Annotated in this window: 14 protein-coding genes; 8 read left to right on the forward strand and 6 right to left on the reverse strand. The window is 67.0% G+C overall.

What is annotated here, in order from left to right:
- The first annotated feature begins 1 nt into the window (after position 1).
- The 3 genes from MU582_16865 to MU582_16875 all read left to right on the forward strand — a co-directional run bounded on the left by MU582_16865 (position 2) and on the right by MU582_16875 (position 4,229).
- Positions 2-2,095, forward strand: coding sequence for a prolyl oligopeptidase family serine peptidase (locus MU582_16865; protein ID UPK74092.1), 2,094 nt, complete (start codon positions 2-4; stop codon positions 2,093-2,095).
- A gap of 283 nt (positions 2,096-2,378) precedes the next feature.
- Positions 2,379-3,884 carry an HNH endonuclease gene (locus MU582_16870; protein ID UPK74093.1) on the forward strand — a complete coding sequence of 502 codons (1,506 nt, stop codon included), beginning with the start codon at positions 2,379-2,381 and terminating at the stop codon, positions 3,882-3,884.
- A gap of 57 nt (positions 3,885-3,941) precedes the next feature.
- Positions 3,942-4,229, forward strand: a complete 288-nt coding sequence (locus tag MU582_16875) for a 4a-hydroxytetrahydrobiopterin dehydratase (protein ID UPK74094.1) — start codon at positions 3,942-3,944, stop codon at positions 4,227-4,229.
- Here MU582_16875 and MU582_16880 read toward each other — a convergent pair.
- Positions 4,216-4,692 (reverse strand): DUF1203 domain-containing protein, encoded by a 477-nt coding sequence (locus MU582_16880; protein ID UPK74095.1) that lies wholly within the window; start codon positions 4,690-4,692, stop codon positions 4,216-4,218. The genes MU582_16875 and MU582_16880 overlap by 14 nt on opposite strands.
- A 46-nt stretch (positions 4,693-4,738) precedes the next feature.
- Entirely contained in the window at positions 4,739-6,622 is a 1,884-nt protein-coding gene (locus tag MU582_16885; protein ID UPK74096.1) for a Na+/H+ antiporter, read from the reverse strand.
- Between the two features lie 49 nt (positions 6,623-6,671).
- On the opposite strand from MU582_16885, the gene MU582_16890 reads away from it, so the two are divergent.
- Positions 6,672-7,790: a hypothetical protein gene (locus tag MU582_16890; protein UPK74097.1), complete on the forward strand. Its 1,119-nt coding sequence runs from the start codon at positions 6,672-6,674 to the stop codon at positions 7,788-7,790.
- On the opposite strand, the gene MU582_16895 is transcribed toward MU582_16890, so the two are convergent.
- Positions 7,777-8,259: a VOC family protein gene (locus tag MU582_16895; protein UPK74098.1), complete on the reverse strand. Its 483-nt coding sequence runs from the start codon at positions 8,257-8,259 to the stop codon at positions 7,777-7,779. The genes MU582_16890 and MU582_16895 overlap by 14 nt on opposite strands.
- A 182-nt stretch (positions 8,260-8,441) precedes the next feature.
- Here MU582_16895 and MU582_16900 point away from each other — a divergent pair, with 182 nt between their 5' ends.
- The 3 genes from MU582_16900 to MU582_16910 all read left to right on the forward strand — a co-directional run bounded on the left by MU582_16900 (position 8,442) and on the right by MU582_16910 (position 12,668).
- The gene (locus tag MU582_16900) at positions 8,442-9,851 is read left to right on the forward strand and encodes a pre-peptidase C-terminal domain-containing protein (GenBank protein ID UPK74099.1); all 1,410 of its coding nucleotides are present in this window, start codon (positions 8,442-8,444) and stop codon (positions 9,849-9,851) included.
- A 139-nt stretch (positions 9,852-9,990) separates the two neighbouring features.
- Positions 9,991-12,210 carry an NADP-dependent isocitrate dehydrogenase gene (locus tag MU582_16905; protein ID UPK74100.1) on the forward strand — a complete coding sequence of 740 codons (2,220 nt, stop codon included), beginning with the start codon at positions 9,991-9,993 and terminating at the stop codon, positions 12,208-12,210.
- Positions 12,210-12,668, forward strand: a complete 459-nt coding sequence (locus tag MU582_16910; GenBank protein ID UPK74101.1) for a cytidine deaminase — start codon at positions 12,210-12,212, stop codon at positions 12,666-12,668. The genes MU582_16905 and MU582_16910 overlap by 1 nt, the downstream gene beginning before the upstream one ends.
- Before the next feature lie 15 nt (positions 12,669-12,683).
- Here MU582_16910 and MU582_16915 read toward each other — a convergent pair whose 3' ends face one another.
- Positions 12,684-13,508 (reverse strand): SDR family NAD(P)-dependent oxidoreductase, encoded by an 825-nt coding sequence (locus MU582_16915; protein UPK74102.1) that lies wholly within the window; start codon positions 13,506-13,508, stop codon positions 12,684-12,686.
- Between the two features lie 67 nt (positions 13,509-13,575).
- On the opposite strand from MU582_16915, the gene MU582_16920 reads away from it, so the two are divergent.
- Positions 13,576-14,010, forward strand: coding sequence for a MarR family transcriptional regulator (locus tag MU582_16920; GenBank protein UPK74103.1), 435 nt, complete (start codon positions 13,576-13,578; stop codon positions 14,008-14,010).
- A gap of 1 nt (position 14,011) precedes the next feature.
- On the opposite strand, the gene MU582_16925 is transcribed toward MU582_16920, so the two are convergent.
- Both MU582_16925 and MU582_16930 read right to left on the reverse strand, forming a co-directional pair.
- Positions 14,012-15,442 (reverse strand): TIGR00366 family protein, encoded by a 1,431-nt coding sequence (locus MU582_16925; protein UPK74104.1) that lies wholly within the window; start codon positions 15,440-15,442, stop codon positions 14,012-14,014.
- A 40-nt stretch (positions 15,443-15,482) separates the two neighbouring features.
- Positions 15,483-18,872, reverse strand: a complete 3,390-nt coding sequence (locus tag MU582_16930) for a molybdopterin-dependent oxidoreductase (protein UPK74105.1) — start codon at positions 18,870-18,872, stop codon at positions 15,483-15,485.
- Between the last annotated feature and the right edge of the window lie 16 nt (positions 18,873-18,888).

Raw genomic sequence — 18,888 nt, forward strand, 5'->3', positions numbered from 1 at the left:
CATGACTGACGCCGTCTCGTTTCCTCGGTTGTACGCCCGCACGCTCCGCTTCACGCTCGGCACTCCGCGCAACCTGCGCGTGACGCCGGACGGTGAGCGAGTCCTGTTCGTTCGTACCCCGTCCGGAACGTCTCGTACGGGCGCCCTCTGGTCGTACGACGTGGCCGATGCGAGCGAGCGGCTCGTCGCCGACCCCGATGTTCTCCTCGGTGAACTCGGCGAGCAGCTCTCGGCAGAGGAGCGCGCCCGACGGGAGCGCAGCCGGGAAACCGCGAGCGGCATCGTCGGCTACACGATCGACGCCGCGGCGACCGTCGCGGTATTCGCACTCTCCGGATCTGCCTGGATCGCAGACCTTTCCGGCGAGGGCGCCAGAGAGCTCCCGTCGACCGGCGCAGTGATCGATCCGCACATCGATCCGACGGGCCGCACGATCGCCTATGCGAGCGGCAGTTCGCTGCGGGTGATCGATGCGGACGGCGCGAACGACCGTGCACTCGTCGAGCCCGACAACGACGACGTCGTCTGGGGTCAGGCGGAGTTCGTGGCAGCTGAGGAGATGGAGCGCTACCGCGGATTCTGGTGGGCGCCCGACGGTCGATCCCTGCTCGTCGAGCGCTACGACAACAGCGCGGTACCTGTTTGGTACGTGGCTGACCCGGCCAATCCCGATACCGAACCGGTCGCCCACCGCTACCCTGCTGCCGGTTCGGCCAACGCCGACGTCAGCCTATGGCACATCGGCCTCGACGGTACGCGTCGGCGAATCGACTGGGATTCCGATGCGTACCCGTACCTCACGCGGGTCAGCTGGGGGCCGACCGGCTCGCCGCTACTCCAGGTGATGTCGCGCGACCAGCGCACCGCGCAGATCTGCGACATCGACATCGAGTCGGGCTCAACGACGCTCGTACGCGAGCTGCACGACGACACCTGGCTCGATCTGTTCATCGGCGCGCCCGCGTACGCACCCGACGGTCGACTCGTCACCGTCGAACCCGATTCAGACACGAACCGGGTAGCGCTCGACGGCGAACCGATCAGCCCGGTCGGCCTGCAGGTACGCACGATCCTCAGCATCGACGACCGCGGCATTCTGGTCGCCGCGAACGACGACCCGACCGAGCTGCACCTCGTACGCATCGGACTCGACGGGTCGGTCAACCGACTGACTGCCGGCGGAGGCGTGCACGGTGGCTCGGCAGCAGAGTCCACGATGGTCGTCGTACGCTCGGCTCTGGACCTCGATGCCAGCACCGTGACGGTGTATCGAGACGGCGGCGAGATCGGCCAGATCTCCAACCTGGCAGAGGATCCGGGATTCCGTGCGCGGGTCGAATCCGTGACGGTCGGCGAGCGGAACCTACACGCGGCCGTGCTGTTCCCTCGCGACCACCGCCCGGGCTCCCGTCGGCTCCCGGTGCTGATGGACCCCTATGGCGGCCCGCACGCGCTGCGCAACGTGAAATCTGCGCGCGCCTTCCTCCTGCCGCAATGGCTCGCAGACCAAGGCTTCTGCGTGATCGTCTCCGACGGTCGCGGCACACCAGGTCGCGGCCCAGCCTGGGATCGCGCAATCCGTGACGACTTCGTCGGCGCAACGCTCGACGATCAAGTCGACGTGCTCGCCGGAGTGGCACACGCGTACCCCGACGACCTCGACACGAGCCGAGTTGCGATGACCGGCTGGTCGTACGGCGGCTATCTGTCTGCCCTCGCCGTGCTTCGCCGACCGGACGTCTTCCATGCCGGCGTCGCCGGCGCACCCGTCACCGACTGGCGCCTCTACGACACCTTCTACACCGAGCGCTACCTCGGACACCCAGACGACCAACCCGACGTGTACGACCGCAACTCCCTCAGCGAACTCGCCGGCGGCCTCGAGCGGCCGTTGATGATCATCCACGGCCTGGTCGACGACAACGTCGTCGTCGCACATTCGCTGCGGCTCTCGTCGGCGCTACTCGCGGCCGGGAAGCCGCATGAGGTGCTCCCGCTCACCGGTGTCACGCATATGACCCCGCAGGAGAAGGTCGCCGAGAACCTGCAAGTGCTGCAGGTGGAGTTCATCAAGCGGAGCTTGGGGGTTGGGTAGCGGTCGCGGCGGCGTTCCTTTGTCCTTCTCGCTTCGTCGGTTCCTGTCCTTCGTCGTTTCCCGCCGCTGCGGTTCTCTCCCTCACGGTTTCCGCGCACTTCGGTTCTCTTCTTGGCGGCGACGACGCCGGGTACGCGCCGGTTGCCGCCTTCCCCGCGACCATCCCGCTTCACCAGTTGGCGCTTTCACGGTTCTCCGTCGTTCGCCGATTTCCCTTTAAAACAAGGCGATTCGGCGCCCTCTTCTCTTGCCCATCGAACACTTTTGCGATACAATAGGTTCCATGTTCGAGCCGCAGACCTACACCCGCCTCCGCGACCTCGCGGGTCGGGCTGCGAACGCTTCCGATGCCGTTGGTCTTGCGACTGATGAGCAGCTTTGTGGCGCACTTCGGGATCTGCAGTCGGCACTGGATCTGCTCGACGGGGTACGCGCCTCCCTGTTCGCGCAGTTGAAGGAGTCTGAGGCCCACAAGTCCGACGGCGCCTCCACGGTCGCCGGGTGGGCCCGCCAAGAGTTGCGGATGGGGCTCGGCGAGTCACGCCGTCACACCAAAGCCGGCCAGACCCTCAAGACGTTGCCGAAGGTTGCCGCCGCTCTGGATGCCGGGACGATTCGGGGTGCGCATGTCGACGAGTTCACCGTCGGCGTCACCAAGGTCGGCGTCGACATCATGACGAACCTGCAAGACGTACTGCTGCCGATCGCCCGCGAGTGTGAGCCCCGGGATCTGCGGGTGGCGATCAACGAACTCAACGACATCGTGAACTGCGAAGAACGCGATAAGGCGTACCAGCGGGGCATGAACAAACGCGACATCCGGGTCGACAAATGCGGTGACGGCTACTACGTCTCCGGGATGCTCGACCCCGTCACCGGAGCAAAGTTCTCCCAATGGCTCAAAACCGTGTCAATGCCCGAATACGACGGCGACGACCGCCCACCCTCCGACCGCCGCGTCGACGGACTCGGACGGATGCTCGACGACCAAAACACCCCACCACCACCAGAAGACAACCAGCAGCAGACCTCAGACGAGCAGCCCGGTGAGCAGGAAGAGCAGCAGCCCGGGCAGGAGCCGTCGAGGCCGCGCCGGCGTGCCGACACCACCCTGCTCGTCCTCGCCGACCTCGAAACCCTCCTGCGCCTCCCCGGCGCCCGTCCGGCCACCCTCGTCGGGTTCGGACCCATCGGCCCGCAACTCCTCGGCTACCTCACCTGCGGAGCCGATACATCAGGTGTCCTCACCCACGGGGTCACTGGCGGCACGGTCCCGCAGGCCGACGTCCTCAACGTCGGGCGTACCAGCCGCCTCGCCACGACAGCGCAACGCAAAGCGATCACCGCCCGACAAGACGGCATCTGCGCGAACCCCGGCTGCGGATCCACGTTCCTGGAGTTCCACCACGTCAACTGGTGGAACCGCGACGGCGGGCGTACCGACCTGTCCAATTTGGTCGGAATCTGCGGCGGCTGCCACCACCTCGTCCACCAAAACAAGCTCATCATCCGAGCCGACGGGCACGGCGGCTTCACGTTCCACCGCTCCACCGGCACGATCATCGACGACCACGCCCGCATCACCAAACAACGCGTCCGCGACCTCATCGCCACAATCCGCCACACCGCCGAAACCGGCGACAACACCGAACCAAGACCGACAGCACCGGAGCCACCACCCAGGCCACGGATCGACACCGGCTGGCTCACCCCACTCACACCAGACCAACGATCACCCGGCGAACAACACCTCTACGCTCACCTCGACCTGCACCGGGGCACGTCTTAGATCCTCTGGGCGTCCGGGCCCGTCGACGTGTCACCGCCCAGTCGGTACGGTCGACATATGAGCGAGATCCTGAGCAACGAACAGCTCCACGCGGCAATGGCAGAACACCCCCACTGGGAGGTTCGCGAGGGCATGCTCGTGCGCTCGGTGCAGGCGTCTACCTTCCCCGAGGGCATTCGGCTGGTCGACGCGGTCGCAGAACGCGCCGAGGCCGCTCAGCATCATCCCGATATCGACATCCGCTGGACCACCGTGACGTTTGCGCTGACGACTCACTCCGAGGGTGGCATCACCGCGAAAGACGTCGAGATGGCCGCCCAGATCGACACCCTCATCGACGGCTGACGGCAACGAACATGAAGCAGCCGTGCAATATGTTGCGGCTGTGCACCTGAACAACCCCCGGTGCAGCGAGTACTTCTTCCAGTTCGCGCTCCGGGTCCGTGCCGTCATGCGTACGCGACGCGTCGTGGATCCAACCGAGCTCGTCGTACGCCCGCAGCACCTGCGGACGGCCGCGCCAATCACTCGGGTAAGCCCCATCGGCGGGACCGGCACATGTGTGGCGATGGACGTAGACGGCTCCGGTCTCGCTGTACGGGCTGCGCGGCATCGGCGGGCGGTAGCCGAACAGCATGATGGCCTCACCGAACCGTGCATCGCGCAGGCAGCAGCGCAACGGCTCGCCGCCGACCGCGCACAGGTCAACGGCAGGCGTGCCTGCGTAGTCGACGAACGACGTACGCACGTCGTCGAGCTCGGCGGCATCGATCGGACTGATCGTGAAAGGTCGGGTTCTCGTTGTCATACCTCGCAGACGCTGCGTCCCGACCATCCGTGAGATCGGCCGCGGACTAGCCGGTCACGTGGTGCACGAAGCACCAGCGCCAGGCCTCGCCCGGCTCGAAGCTGCGCATCACGGCATGGTCGCTGCTCTTCCAATGCGCTGACGCGTGCCGACCCGGCGAGGAGTCACAGCACCCGATGTATCCGCACACCATGCACTCGCGCAGATGCACCCAGGTTGCCCCCTCCTCCAGACACTGCTCACAGCCCTCGGGCGTACGCGGGCGCGGCACGTCGACGTACGTACGTAGGTCCGCACACTTGCCTCGGTTTCCTGATGGCACCAGGTCCACCTCTCTCTGCGAGGTCGTCGTGCCGTCTGCTGAGCGATCGAGGATCGTCTCCTCCACATCGAGCGCATCGAGCACCTGCCGGAGCACGGTCTGGTCGACGAGTCCGTTGCGGCGGATCCGCAGTACCTCCTCGCGCTCCGACTCCAGCATCGCATCGCGCAGCCTCGCGTACTGCGCCGAAGGCGGTTCACTGGAACCGCCCAGCCGCTCCCATACGGCGTTCGCCCGATCGAGTGAACGCTGCTGCAGCCGCCGGACCACCTCATCGGGTTCATCCCCGGTGAGCTCGTTGTCGAGGCGTTTCAGGCCGGCGCGAGCCGCACGCTGGTAGACCGTCGCCTCCTGCAGATGATCCTCGTGCGGGTCGGGAGGACGCAGATCCAGCCGGCGTACGAGCGGCGGCAGGGTGAGGCCCTGGATGAGCAGGGTTCCGGCAGTGACGAAGAACGCGACCGCGACGAACACCTCGCGGTACGGGGTGTCCTCGGGCAACAGGAATACCGCGGCGAGTGTCACGACGCCGCGCATTCCCGCCCAGGACACGACGGTCGTGAACTGCCACGGTGGGCTCGGATCGACCCGTCGGACCGCCGGGATCATTCGCGGTACGTACGTCGCCGGGAACACCCAGCAGAACCGCAGGACGATCGTCGCAACCAACGTGGCGACGCAGGTCCACACGATCGTCGACGTCGCGAGGTCGCTGTCGCCCAGATCGGAGAGGACCGAACGTACCTGCAACCCGATCAGCAAGAACACGGTGTTCTCGAGCAAAAACCCGATCGTCGCCCAGATCGTCCGCTCGAACACACGCGACGAAGCCGACTGGATCACCGGAGCCTTGTGCCCGAGCAGCAGGCCCGCGACGACGACGGCGAGCACACCGGACGCATGGATCTCCTCTGCCGGGATGTAAGCGATCCAAGGCGTGAGGATCGAAATCGACACGTCCGTCAGCGTGTCCGTGACCCGCCGGCGTACCCAGCCGACCACCACGGCGACGACCACTCCGATCGCGATGGCACCCAGCGACGAGACCACGAGGTCGGCGCCAACGGCCCACACCGTCACACCACCGGCGCCCATCGCCGCGATCGCAGTGCGCAGGGTGACCAAGGCGGTCGCGTCGTTGACCAGGCTCTCGCCCTCGAGAATCGTGACGATGCGGCGCGGCATCCCGACCCGCCGCGCGATCGAGGTGGCTGCGACCGCGTCCGGCGGCGCCACGACGGCGCCCAGTGCGAGCGCCGCGGCGAGTGGGACCGGCAGCAGCCACCAGATGAGCAACCCGATCCCGAGCGTCGTGAACACGACCAATCCGACCGACAGCAGCGCGATCGGGCGCTTGTTCCGCCGGAAGTCGATCAGCGACGTACGGATCGCCGCCGCGTACAGCAGCGGTGGCAGCAGGCCGAGCAGAACCAGATCGGGCGTCAGGGCGACGTCGGGGATGAACGGTACGTACGACCCGACGAACCCGGCGACGACCAACACCAGCGGCGCGGGGATCCCGGTGCGGCGAGCGAGCGCGCTGACCGCGACGACGCAGGTGACGATGACGACCATGGTGACGGCGATGTGCACGGTGCCTATTCTCACAGCCGCGCCCTAACCGGTTCGGGCTATGCGCACGCTAAGGTCTTGCGCGATGACCTCCTTCCCCTCCCGCATCGCGTTGTCCGTCGCTGCCCTCGTTGCCGCCTCACTGCTCGTTTCATGCTCGTCCGACGACGACACCGGGGCCGATGCACCGGCCGATCGTCCCGAGTCGCGCACGCTGACGCCCGACAGCGGCCACAAGAGCGAGAAGGCCGCCTCGAGACCTGAATCGCGCACGGCAGATCCCGAGGACGACGCCGCCGAGGAGCCCGCTCCCTCTGACGAGCCGGAGGATCCGGAGCCGACCGCCGAATCGGACGACGAACCACCGGCCGAACGCCCCGACGCGGGCCCGTCGCGTACCCGGATCGCACCCAACCTCCCGGCGGGTGACGAGGGCGTACTCGACGGTCGACGGATGGTCGCGTTGTACGGGGTGCCCGGAACGCCTTCCCTCGGTGCACTCGGCGAACAACCGCTCGACGCCTCCATCACCCGGGTCAAAAAGCTCGCCGAGCAGTACGAGAAGTTCACCGACGACGAGGTCGTGCCGACCTTCGAGATCATCGCGAGCGTCGCGTCGACGAGCGCCGGCGGCGACGGAGACTTCTCGTCCGAGTTGTCGCTGTCGAGCCTTCGCCCCTGGGTGGAGCGGGCCGCTGAGGAAGGTGTCTACGTCGTACTCGATCTGCAGCCCGGACGCAACGGATTCGAGCGCCAGGCCAAGCGGTACGCGCCGCTGCTCAAGTACCCCCATGTCGGGCTCGCGCTGGACCCGGAATGGCGGCTCGGGCCGAACCAGCGTCACCTCGAGCAGATCGGCTCGGTGCACGGTGACGAGGTCAACGCCACCATCGACTGGCTGGCCGACCTCACCCGCCAGGAGAAGCTGCCGCAGAAGCTTGTCGTACTCCATCAGTTCCGTACGTCGATGATCGTCGACCGAAAGCGCGTCCGTACCGACCGCGACGAAGTCGAGGTGCTGATCCACGCCGACGGTCAGGGCGCGCAGGCCGCCAAACGCGGAACCTGGCGGACACTCCACCAGGGCGCGCCAAAGGATGTGCGCTGGGGCTGGAAGAACTTCATCGACGAGGACCACCCGATGCTGACGCCGAAGCAGACGTACCAGGTGCGCCCGCGGCCCGACTTCGTCAGCTATCAGTAGCGGCCGCTCGCTCGATCTCGGCGAGGTCGATCTTGCCCATCTGCAACATCGCCGCCATTGCCCGCTGCGCCTTCTGCCGGTCGGGGTCCGCGACCAGCTCATTCAGCCGGGTCGGCGTGATCTGCCACGAGACGCCATACCTGTCCTTGAGCCAGCCGCATGGGCCGTGCTGGCCACCAGAGCCGAGAGCCTCCCAGTAGTGATCGACCTCGCGCTGATCGGCGCAGTCGACGACGAACGAGATCGACTCGTCGAACTTGAACCCCGCCTGCCCGCCGTTGAGAACCATGAACGGCCGCCCGTCGAGTACGAACGACACGGTCATCACAGTCCCTTCGGGTAACGGTCCGGCCGATCCGTAGTACGTCACCTCGGTGACCTCCGAGTTCGGGAAGACGCTCGTATAGAACTCTGCGGCGTCCTTCCCGTGCTCGCCGTCGAACCATAGGCAGTTCGTGATGCTTGGCATGGGCGTTCCCTCCTTTGCGCCGCGTCGCACCGCGGCAGCTTCGTACAAATCAGACGAAGCAAGTGCGTGGAAGTCATCGCACCACGGTTATGGCACGAGGTCGCGAGTTTGAGATTCGCCCGCATGGGAAGGTACTCGCTGCGGCGCGAACTCCTCGCCCGCGAATACCCCGGAGGTAGCGCGTGTACGGAGTCCGACGTCGAGTCAGCATCATCGCAGCGGCCACACTGGCATCCGCTGCGATCACAGCCGGGGCATTCGCCACCCCGGCGAGCGACGACGAGCCGCTGACGCAGCTGAGCACGCAGACCGTACGCGGTGAACGTGCGCTCGATACGTACGCCGGACGCGTCGACGACCTGGCCCGGCGCAACGGGCTCGAGACCGACCAGCTGCGGCAGATCCTCACCGACGACTCCACCAGCCGGATCGACTCGGACGCACGACTGTTCTATGTGGAGCCGACGGCGCCGCGTCGTGCGCGTACGACGAAGGCCGAGTCCAGTGTCACCCCCGCAGACGTACCCGAGGACGTATTCGCCCTGCACAGCAGGCCCGACTCGCATCGCGTCATCTATCTCGACTTCAACGGCCACACGATCACCGGCACGGCCTGGAACGAGTCGAAGGGCACTGATCCGGTAGAGGTCACGCCGTACGACACCGACGGCGACCCGGCGACGTTCGGCGCCGACGAACAAGCCGTTGTGTACGAGGTGTGGCAACGCATTGCGGAGGACTACTCGACGCTCGACGTCGACGTCACAACCGAAGATCCAGGCGACGCCGCGATCAACCGCTCCGACCAGAACGACCTCGACTACGGCACTCGGCTGCTCGTCGACCCCACCGACTGGTACCAGTCGGAGTGTGGCTGCGGCGGCGTCGCGTACGTCGGAGTCTTCGACAACGCCGATGAAGGCAAGTATCAGCCCGCCTTGGTCTTCACCGACGGCGTCGGCACCGGGGCCAAGAACATCGCAGAGGCCGCGTCACATGAGGTTGGCCACAACCTCGGGCTGAGCCACGACGGGACGTCGGCGGAGGGCTACTACTCCGGTCACGGGCCGTGGGCCCCGATCATGGGCGTCGGTTACAGCAAGGCGATCACCCAGTGGAGCAAGGGCGAGTACGCCGACGCCAACGAACAGCAGGACGACTATGCCGTCATGGGTGAGAACGGCACCGCTCTGCTCGACGACGACCACGGCGACTCCGAGGACGCGGCGACGACCCTCGAGCCCGGTACTCCGGTCGCCGGCGTGTCAGCGGCCGAAGGCGATGCCGACTACTTCGAGTTCACCGCCACCGCGGGTGAGCACACCATTTCGGCGTCTCCCGCCGCGGTCGGCGCGAACCTCGACATCAAACTGACGCTGCTCGATGCCGCGGGCGAGGTCATCGGCACGTACGACCCGGCCGCGGAGCAGGTCGACGACGCGACGGCGAAGGGGCTCGACGCGACCGCCACCGAGACGCTCGAGGACGGTACGTACTACCTGCGCGTCGAAGGCACCGGCTTCGCGAACCCGCTCGACACCGGGTACTCCACCTACGGCAGCCGCGGAGCGTACACGGTCAAGGTCTCCTGACCACTCATCGAAGCAGCGACCCCGGATGCGCCCGTCGGCGCACTGAGGCAGCGGATTAGGCTGAAACCCGCGTGAAGACCCGGGAGCGGCGCTCGTTTGCCGCTGCCCTCTGCTGCAACCTCGAGGAGAGACCCCGAACATGGCCAAGGTCATCTACACCCACACCGACGAAGCGCCTCTGCTGGCGACGTACTCGTTCCTGCCGATCATCGAGGCGTACGCCGCGACGGCCGGTGTCGAGGTGGAGACCCGTGACATCTCGCTGGCGGGGCGGATCATCGCGTTGTTCCCCGAGCGACTGCGCGAGGACCAGCGCATGGGCGACGCGCTCGCCGAGCTCGGCGAGCTCGCCAACACGGCCGAGGCCAACATCATCAAGCTGCCGAACATCAGCGCGTCCGTGCCACAGCTCAAGGCTGCGATCACTGAGCTGCAGGGCCAGGGATACGACGTCCCCGACTACCCCGACGATCCGTCGACCGACGAGCAGCGCGACGTTCGCGCGCGCTACGACAAGGTCAAGGGCAGCGCGGTCAACCCGGTGCTGCGCCAGGGCAACTCCGATCGACGCGCGCCGGCGCCGGTGAAGAACTTCGCCCGCAAGTACCCGCACTCGATGGGTGCGTGGAGTGCCGACTCGAAGACCAACGTCGCACATATGCCGGCCGACGACTTCCGGTCGAACGAGAAGTCGGTGGTCCTCGACAACGACGACACGCTGACGATCCGGCTGGTCGGAGACGACGGCAGCACCACGGTGCTCAAGGCGTCCGTACCCGTCCTCGCCGGGGAGATCGTCGACGCCACCGTCCTGCGCGCGGCAGCCCTCGACGCGTTCCTCGCCGAGCAGGTCGCCCGAGCGAAGTCCGAAGGTGTGCTCTTCTCGGTACACCTCAAGGCCACCATGATGAAGGTCTCCGACCCGATCATCTTCGGCCACGTCGTGAAGGCGTTCTTCCCCGAAGTCTTCGAGAAGTACGGCGATCAGCTCGCCGCAGCCGGCCTGAGCGCCAACGACGGTCTCGCGTCGATCCTGCGCGGCGTCGACTCTTTGCCCGCAGACGTACGCGACGGCGTCAAGGCCGCCATCGACCAGGCGATCCAAGACGGCCCTGCGCTCGCGATGGTCGACTCCGACAACGGCATCACCAACCTGCACGTGCCGAGCGACGTCATCGTCGACGCTTCGATGCCGGCGATGATCCGTACGTCGGGCAAGATGTGGGGCCCCGACGGCGGTCAGGCCGACGCCCTCGCGGTCATCCCCGACGGCAGCTACGCCGATGTGTACCAGACGGTGATCGACGACTGCCGGGCCAACGGCACCTTCGATCCGACCACGATGGGCTCGGTGCCCAACGTCGGGCTGATGGCGCAGGCAGCCGAGGAGTACGGCAGCCACGACAAGACCTTCGAGATCGACCGCGCCGGCACGGTCCAGGTCGTCGACGGGTCCGGCACGGTGCTGCTCGAGCACGAGGTCTCCCCCGGCGACATCTGGCGCGCATGCCAGACCAAGGACGTCCCCGTACGCGACTGGGTGAAGCTCGCGGTCAACCGTGCCCGTGCCTCCGACACCCCGGCGGTGTTCTGGCTCGATGAGCAGCGCGCGCATGACGCGAACCTCATCGCCAAGGTGCGCAAGTACCTCCCCGAGCACGACACCGACGGCCTGCAGCTCGAGATCATGTCTCCGGTCGAGGCGACCGCGTACTCGCTGGAGCGCATCCGCAAGGGCGAAGACACCATCTCCGTCACCGGCAACGTGCTCCGCGACTACCTCACCGACCTGTTCCCGATCCTCGAGCTCGGCACGAGCGCGAAGATGCTCTCGATCGTCCCGCTGATCAACGGCGGCGGGCTGTTCGAGACCGGCGCGGGCGGCTCGGCGCCGAAGCACGTTCAGCAGCTGCAGAAGGAGAACCACCTGCGCTGGGACAGCCTCGGTGAGTTCCTCGCTCTCGCGGTCAGCTTCGAGCACCTCGCGAACGCGACCGACAACGTTCGCGCACGGGTACTCGCCGGCGCACTCGACCGGGCCACCGAACGGCTGCTCGACGAGAACAAGTCGCCCAGCCGCAAGGTCGGCGAGATCGACAACCGCGGCAGCCACTTCTACATCGCGCTGTACTGGGCCGAAGCCCTTGCAGAGCAGGGCTCTGACGCGGAGCTCGCCGCGAAGTTCGGGCCGGTCGCCGAGCGGCTGCGTACGAACGAAGACCAGATCTCGCGTGAGCTGATCGAAGCGCAGGGGTCCCCGGTCGATCTCGGCGGCTACTTCCGCCCGGACGATGCCAAGGCTTCGACAGTGATGCGGCCGTCGGCGACGCTCAACGACATCCTCGCTTCGCTCGCCTGATGCCGGAGCCAGTGACAGACGACCAGCTCGCGAGCCTCCTCGACGCCGCGATCGACCTCACCCGGCAGCGATTCGCCGCCGATGAGCCCGACGTCGGGGCGGCTGCGATGCTGCTCGAGGACGGGTCCGTCGTCACGAGCACGACGCCGGACTACTTCAACAAGATGGTCGACGTCTGCCAGGAGACGGGCTCGCTTCTCGAGGCATTCAAACGCAATCTGACGGTCACGGCCAGCGTGTGCGTTGGCAGGGTCGCTGCAGAGACGTTCCTGGTGTTGAGCCCGTGTGGCGTGTGCCTCGAACGCCTGATCAGCCACGGTCCCGACGTACGCGTCGCCGTTCCTGATGACGGCGACGCGACGCGGGCCCGATGGGTGCCGGTGAGCGAGGCGCATCCGTACTTCTGGGGCAGGATCTGGACCGAGAAGATCCCGTACCCGGGCGCCGACCACGACTGAGCCTCCCGCCGCGTATCAGGCACCGCTCGGTACGGACTCGCGCAACGCCGCCTTCGCCAGCCGAGTGAGGCCCGCGCGTACGCCTGCGTCGCGCGCCTGCGGGTGGGGCTCGGCGACCTCGAAGCGGTCGAAGTAGCAACCCGTCGTCATCGCGAGCGCCGAGTCGAGCGCGAGACGGAGTACCGGAAGTACACCGTCCTCGACGCTCGTCGCGGGCTCGAAGCCGCTGTCGCGGACCATCCTTGTCGCCATCAGATGCGCCGGATGCACGGCATTCACTGTGACGCCACGCGGCGCGAGCTCGGCTCCGAGCTCGATGGTGTCCATGATCAGCGCCAGCTTGCTGCGGCAGTACGCCTCGACACCCTCGTACCCGTTGACGAAGCCGATGTCGGCGAGATCGACAGGTGCCTGTCCGATCGACGCGATGTTGATGATCCGCCCCTGTGGCGCTGCTTCGAGCAGTGGCGCAAGGGCCCGGTTGAGTTGGTACGGGCCGAGATAGTTGCCCACCATTCGCAGCTCGTGCCCACCCGAGTTCGTCTCTCGTACGGTTGGGTCGGTGCCACCGCCGACTGCAGCGTTGTTCACCAGAATCTCGAGCGACTCGACCATGGCGGTGACGTCGCTCGCCATGGCGGCGACATCGTGCGGCTCGGTGAGGTCAGCTCGAACCGTACGTACGCTGCTGCCGAAGGCGTCGAGCTCGGCAGTGAGCGCTCGTAATCGCTCGCTGTCCCGCCCGTGCACCACGAGGTTGAATCCGGCGACGGCGAGGTGGCGGGCGAGCGCGCGCCCCAGGCCCGACGTCGCTCCGGTGATCAAAGCTGTTCTATCCATGGCTTGATTATTATCAAGACCTTGATAGAAATCAAGAGCCAGATGTCGGTCGAGATAGGATCGCGGCATGAGCCTGGCACCCGACGAGCGACTCGGACTCGACATCAAGCGGGCCGAGCAGACCCTGATGGCGGCCAAGACGAGCGCACTGCGAGCACACGGCCTGACCGTCGCGCAGTACGCAGCGCTCTACGCGCTCGCGGAGAACCCTGGGATCTCCGGCGCCGGCTTGGCCCGGGCCTGCCTGGTCACTCCGCAGGCGGCTGCCGCGGTCCTCAAAACACTTGAGTCACGTGGCCTCATTGCACGCTCGCGCAACGAGTGGAACCTCAACGTCCGGGAATCCGCGCTTACCGACGCTGGGCGCCGTCTCCTCGCCGCCGCCGACCAGACGGCCGTACGAATCGAACAACGAATGTACGACGCCCTGACCGTTCGCGAGCGCACGCAGCTCAAGCGGCTGCTCGCCGCCTGCACGGACGCGCTGGGTACCGACTCCTGACTCAGAAGAACAGCGGCGCCACCAGGAAGCCGATGCTCGTAATCGCCGCGTACACGACGAAGAACGCGAGCAGGAACCCCATCACGTCGCGGAACCCGAGCCGCGCGATAGCGAGCAGCGGCAGTGCCCAGAACGGCTGGATCGCATCGGTGGCCATATCGCCCCATGCGTACGCGAGCACGGTCAGGTCGAGGGGTACGCCGAGCTTATCTGCCGCCTCCGCGAGGTAGGACGCCTCGATCGCGAACTTCGAACCGCCCGAGGGTACGAAGAAGTTGAGGATTCCTGAGTACCAGTAGACGAGCACCGGGAAGGTCTGCTCATTCGCGATCGAGGTGAACCAGTCGGCGATGCGCTCGCTGAAGCCGGTTGCCGTGATCATCCCCAGAATGCCGGCGTAGAAGGGGAACTGGATGACCACGCCCCACATGAAGTTGCCACCGCGTTCGGCGGCGCGCAGGAGTGAGCGGGGCGTGCCGTGTAGCAGGATCCCGAGGAACAAGAAGATGAAGTTGACGGCGTTCAGGGTGATGCCCGACAGCACGCCGTCATCGAGCGAGCTGAAGTACAGCACGAGGTAGATGAGCCCGCCGATGCCGATGATCATGTTCGGCCAGCGCGACATCTCGATGCGCTCGGCAGGCGTCGGTTTCGCACCGGCCGCTGCCATCGCTCCGGGACCATCCGAGCTCGCACCGTCTGCGTCGACCGACTCGTCGGCCTCGAGCACCTCGCGCGGAGGGGGCACCACCTTGTCGGCGCGCGGGTGGAGCAGCGGAGCCATGGCGACCCAGAGCAGGATCGCGATCAGCACCATCAGCAGGTTGAACGCCGAGAAGATCGTCTGCGTGACCGGGATGACGCCGAAGTACTCCTCTGCGAAGTGGCCCGGCGTCGCGACCAAGAGCGGCGAGCTGGCCGAGAGGCCGGCATGCCAGGTGCCTGCCATACCGAGGTACGCGCACGCGACCAGCAGCCGGTAGTCGACCTTCGGCTGGCGTGCTGCCATGTAGCGCACGAGCACCGCCGAACCGACCAGCCCGAGACCCCAGTTGATCAGCACGAGCAGCATGCTGGTCGCCGCCATGACGGCAACGGCACTCTTCGGCCCCTTGGGCTTGTCGGCCACCCAGGTCAGGAAGCGCCGGAACGGCGGCGAGGTCGCGACGACGTAGCCGGTCAGGATGATCAGCGCCATCTGCATGCCGAACTCGAGCAGAGCCCAGAACCCGTCGCCCCAGCCGCGTACGAGGTCCTCTGCCTTGCCGATCGAGTAGTCGCCCGGCGAGAGGAAGAACGCCAGGACGAAGACGACGAACGTGAGCAGGACGACGATGACCCAAGCATCGGGCACCCATCTCAAGCTCCACCGTGACAAGCCGTCGGCGACCCGCTGTGGAAGCGTCTCCTTGGTCGCAGCACTGTCGGACATGGTCTTCACCATCCTGATTCGGAGTTGGGGTACGCGTGGGTCACGCGTCGAGAGTGAGGTCGGTGACGGGCACCGCTTGGCAGGTCAGGCAGGATCGCTCGTCATCGGGGTCGGCGTCGGGCACCAGGTAGCCGACGGAGCCGGCGGCTACGGGCACCATGCAGGTCTCGCACTCCCCGGACCGACAGCCGGCGCTGATCTGCACGCCCTCCCGCTCGGCGAGGTCGAGCAGCGTGCCGGACGACGCCTGCCATTCGGCCGTACGATCGGAGCGCGCGAACCGGACCCGATGCCGCGCCGACGGGTCGGGCTGCCAGGTCGGCGTCGGAGTGGTGAATCGCTCGCTGAAGATGTCGTACGCGGGCACACCTCGCGTGATGAGTCCGGCGCGTACGTCGGCGATCATCGCTTCGGGGCCGCATACGTAGAAGCGCGCGCGACGCTCGATCAGATCGGCATCGACCGCCGCCGCCGTGACTCGACCGTGCTCGTCGAAGTCGATCCCGTTGCGGTCGTCGGTCGACGGCCGCGTGAAGTACGTACGCATGCGCAACCCGGACATCGTCTCGGACAGCTCTCGCAGGCGGTCGCCGAACAGGTGATGCGCACCGTCGCGCGACGAGTACAGCAGCCGGATCTCGGCGTGCGGTCTACGCCGTGCCAGGTGCTCGAGGTAGCCGACGAACGGGGTGATTCCCACCCCACCCGCGACCAGCACGACCGGAAGGTCGGGCTCGGTGGGAAGGCGGAACCGACCGGCCGGCGACGTCACGTCGACGACATCGTCGACCCTGGTCTCGTCGACGAGGTGACGCGAGACCACCCCCTCACGTTTGACAGTGATGGGGAGCATTCCCGCAGCCGCCGTGCCGACCTCGCCGGACAGTGAGTACGAACGCGTACCGCTCTCGTGCTCTGCCGTCAGCTGCCGCACCGTGACCTCGACGTGCTCACCCGGCGCGCAGACGGCCAACGGTGCGCCGTCGGCCGGCGAGAGCTGCAACGTGACGGCGTCGGCGGCCGCACGCTCGACGCTAGCGACCCGAAACGGCTTCGGCCCTGCCCACGACGCTTGTTCGGCGCGTTCGATGTCGCACATGGTCGCCCGCATCGGCACCGAGCCGCTGATCGGATCGACGTTGACCCCGTCGATGATCCGGTTGTAGTTGCTGCCGGAGTCGTCGAACGGGTCGTACCCGGGCAACCCGAGATCGGGCGCCGACTCCCACCAGCCGTACTCGCTGACGAGCACGCGCGGATGCAGCGACTCGTCATAGCGCGCTCGCATCCGGATCCGGCCGTGGCGGGTGCGCAGGTGGACCCAGTCTCCGTTCGCAATGCCCTTCTCGTACGCGAGCTCGGGGCTGATGTCGACCGACGGCTCCCGCGCACGCGTACGCAGGCTGGTGATTCCGCGCTGCTGGCTGTGGCAGTACCGCGCCGACTTCGTGGACGTGAGTACGTACCCGAGGCCGGAGTCGCCAGCGGGGCCGGCCGCCGGTTCGATGTGCGACGGCACCGGCTCGTACCCGTGCCGGAGGAGTCGCTCCGAGTACAACTCGACCCGGCGAGTCGGAGTCGAAAACCCTCGTACGCCACCGTCGGTCTTCTCCGCGTACGTCGCGTATCGCTGCTGTAGCGGCACTCTGAGCCCTTCTGGGTGTGCGCGCAGGTCTGCCAGCCCGAAGGGCAGCGGGTCGAGAACCCACTCCCAGGCAGCGTCGAGGTCGCCGCCGAAGAACTCGTCGCCGAGGCCGAGCCGCACTGCCAGGTCGAACACGATCTCCAGATCGGACCGGCTGCGGCCGACCGGCGGCACCATGCGTCGACGCAGCTGGACGAGCTCCTGCGCAGCCGTGTCGATCTCGAACCCGAGGCGTAGCGCTTCACGCTCCCACGGCGTGTTGACGGGGAGCACGATATCGGCGAGCTCGGCCGTCGGAGTCATGAACTGGTTGCAGTGCACGTGAAAGTCGAGACTCTGCAATGCCTCTCGCCCACGTCGCGTATCCGCCTGCGATACAAGGGAGTTGGCGCCGAACCCGATCAGTGCGCGTACGGCGTACGGCTGGTCGTCGAGCATCGCGTCATAGAGGTCGTGGGCCGTCACCCAACCCTGCGACGGCGGGCCGAGCGGCCGGTCGGTGAGCCCGAGTGTCTTCGCGCGCTGCTCGTCGGCGAGCTGGTCGAATGCCGTGATCGGGTTTGTCGGCGGGGCCGACGGGACGAGGTTGCCGCCGCGCTGCTCGGCGCTTCCGGTGAGTGCGTACAGGCAGGCGATCGCGCGGTCGGTTTGGGTCGCGTTCGTGTGCTGGCCGACGCCGGTCCAGGTGTAGTACGCGGTCGACCCGGCGTCAGCGATTGCGTCGGCTAGCGCGAGTACGTCGGACTCCGGCACCCACGTGGCCGCCTCGACCCGCTCGGGGGTCCACTGGGCACATTCCTTCGCATACAGGGCGAACGCGGGTTCGCACGTCACCTCGACGCCGTCGACCTCGACCACGACCTCACCGTGCAATGCGAAGTCGTCGACATCGGCAGGCGGTGCTTGCGTCGTGTCGTAGACGCACATGTCCTCACCGTCATACGCGACGTACGCATCGGTTTGCGAGTCTGCGATGTCACGACCGCGCAGGAAGTGCCCGGTGTCCCGTCGGACGAGCAGCGGACCGTTCGTCCAGCGGCGAACGAAACCGGCGTCGTAGCGGTGCGACGACATCAGCTGCCGCGCGAGCCCGAGCGCGAGCGCCGCGTCGGATCCGGGGCGTACCCGCAACCAAAGGTCGGCTGTCTGTGCGCTGCCTGCGCGCCGCGGGTCGACGACTGCGACCCGCGCTCCCCGCGACTGCGCGTCGGCGATGACCGTCGACTGGGCGAGCCACGTACGGGCCGGGTTGTGGCCCCAGAGCAGAATCAGATCGGCATTCGCGTAGTCCGGGTTGGCGATCCCGCGCCCGTACGTGAACGCATGGGCGTGGTCCTTGTGCCAGTTGCAGATCTCGGTGGCGTACGCGATGTTCGGGCAGCCGAAGAGCCGGGCAAAGCGTTCGACCCAGTCGATCGAATCGGACATCGGGGTGCCGCTCGGCGAGGTGACGGCGAACGCAACGCCTTCCGGCCCGTGCTCCTCGCGTACGGCGCCGATGCGCCCAGCAACCGTTGCCATCGCCTCGTCCCACCCGATCTCGACCCATCCGGGGTCGACGTCAGACTTCGGGTTCGTGCGCTTCAACGGCGTCGTGAGCCGCCGCGGGCTGTGCACCAACTCGGGCGCCGCGCGACCCTTCGAGCACAAAGCACCACCAGTGGGGTGGTCCGGGTCGGGTTCGACACCGACCAGCCGATCGCCCTGCACGGAGTAGACGGCGCCGCAGCGGGACCGGCACAGCGTGCAGAAGCCACGCACGCGCTCCACCCCATTGGGTGCCATCGGGACCTCGACTAGT

This window comes from Nocardioidaceae bacterium SCSIO 66511, from assembly GCA_023100825.1.
In the GTDB taxonomy this organism is placed as follows: Bacteria; Actinomycetota; Actinomycetes; order Propionibacteriales; family Nocardioidaceae; genus Solicola.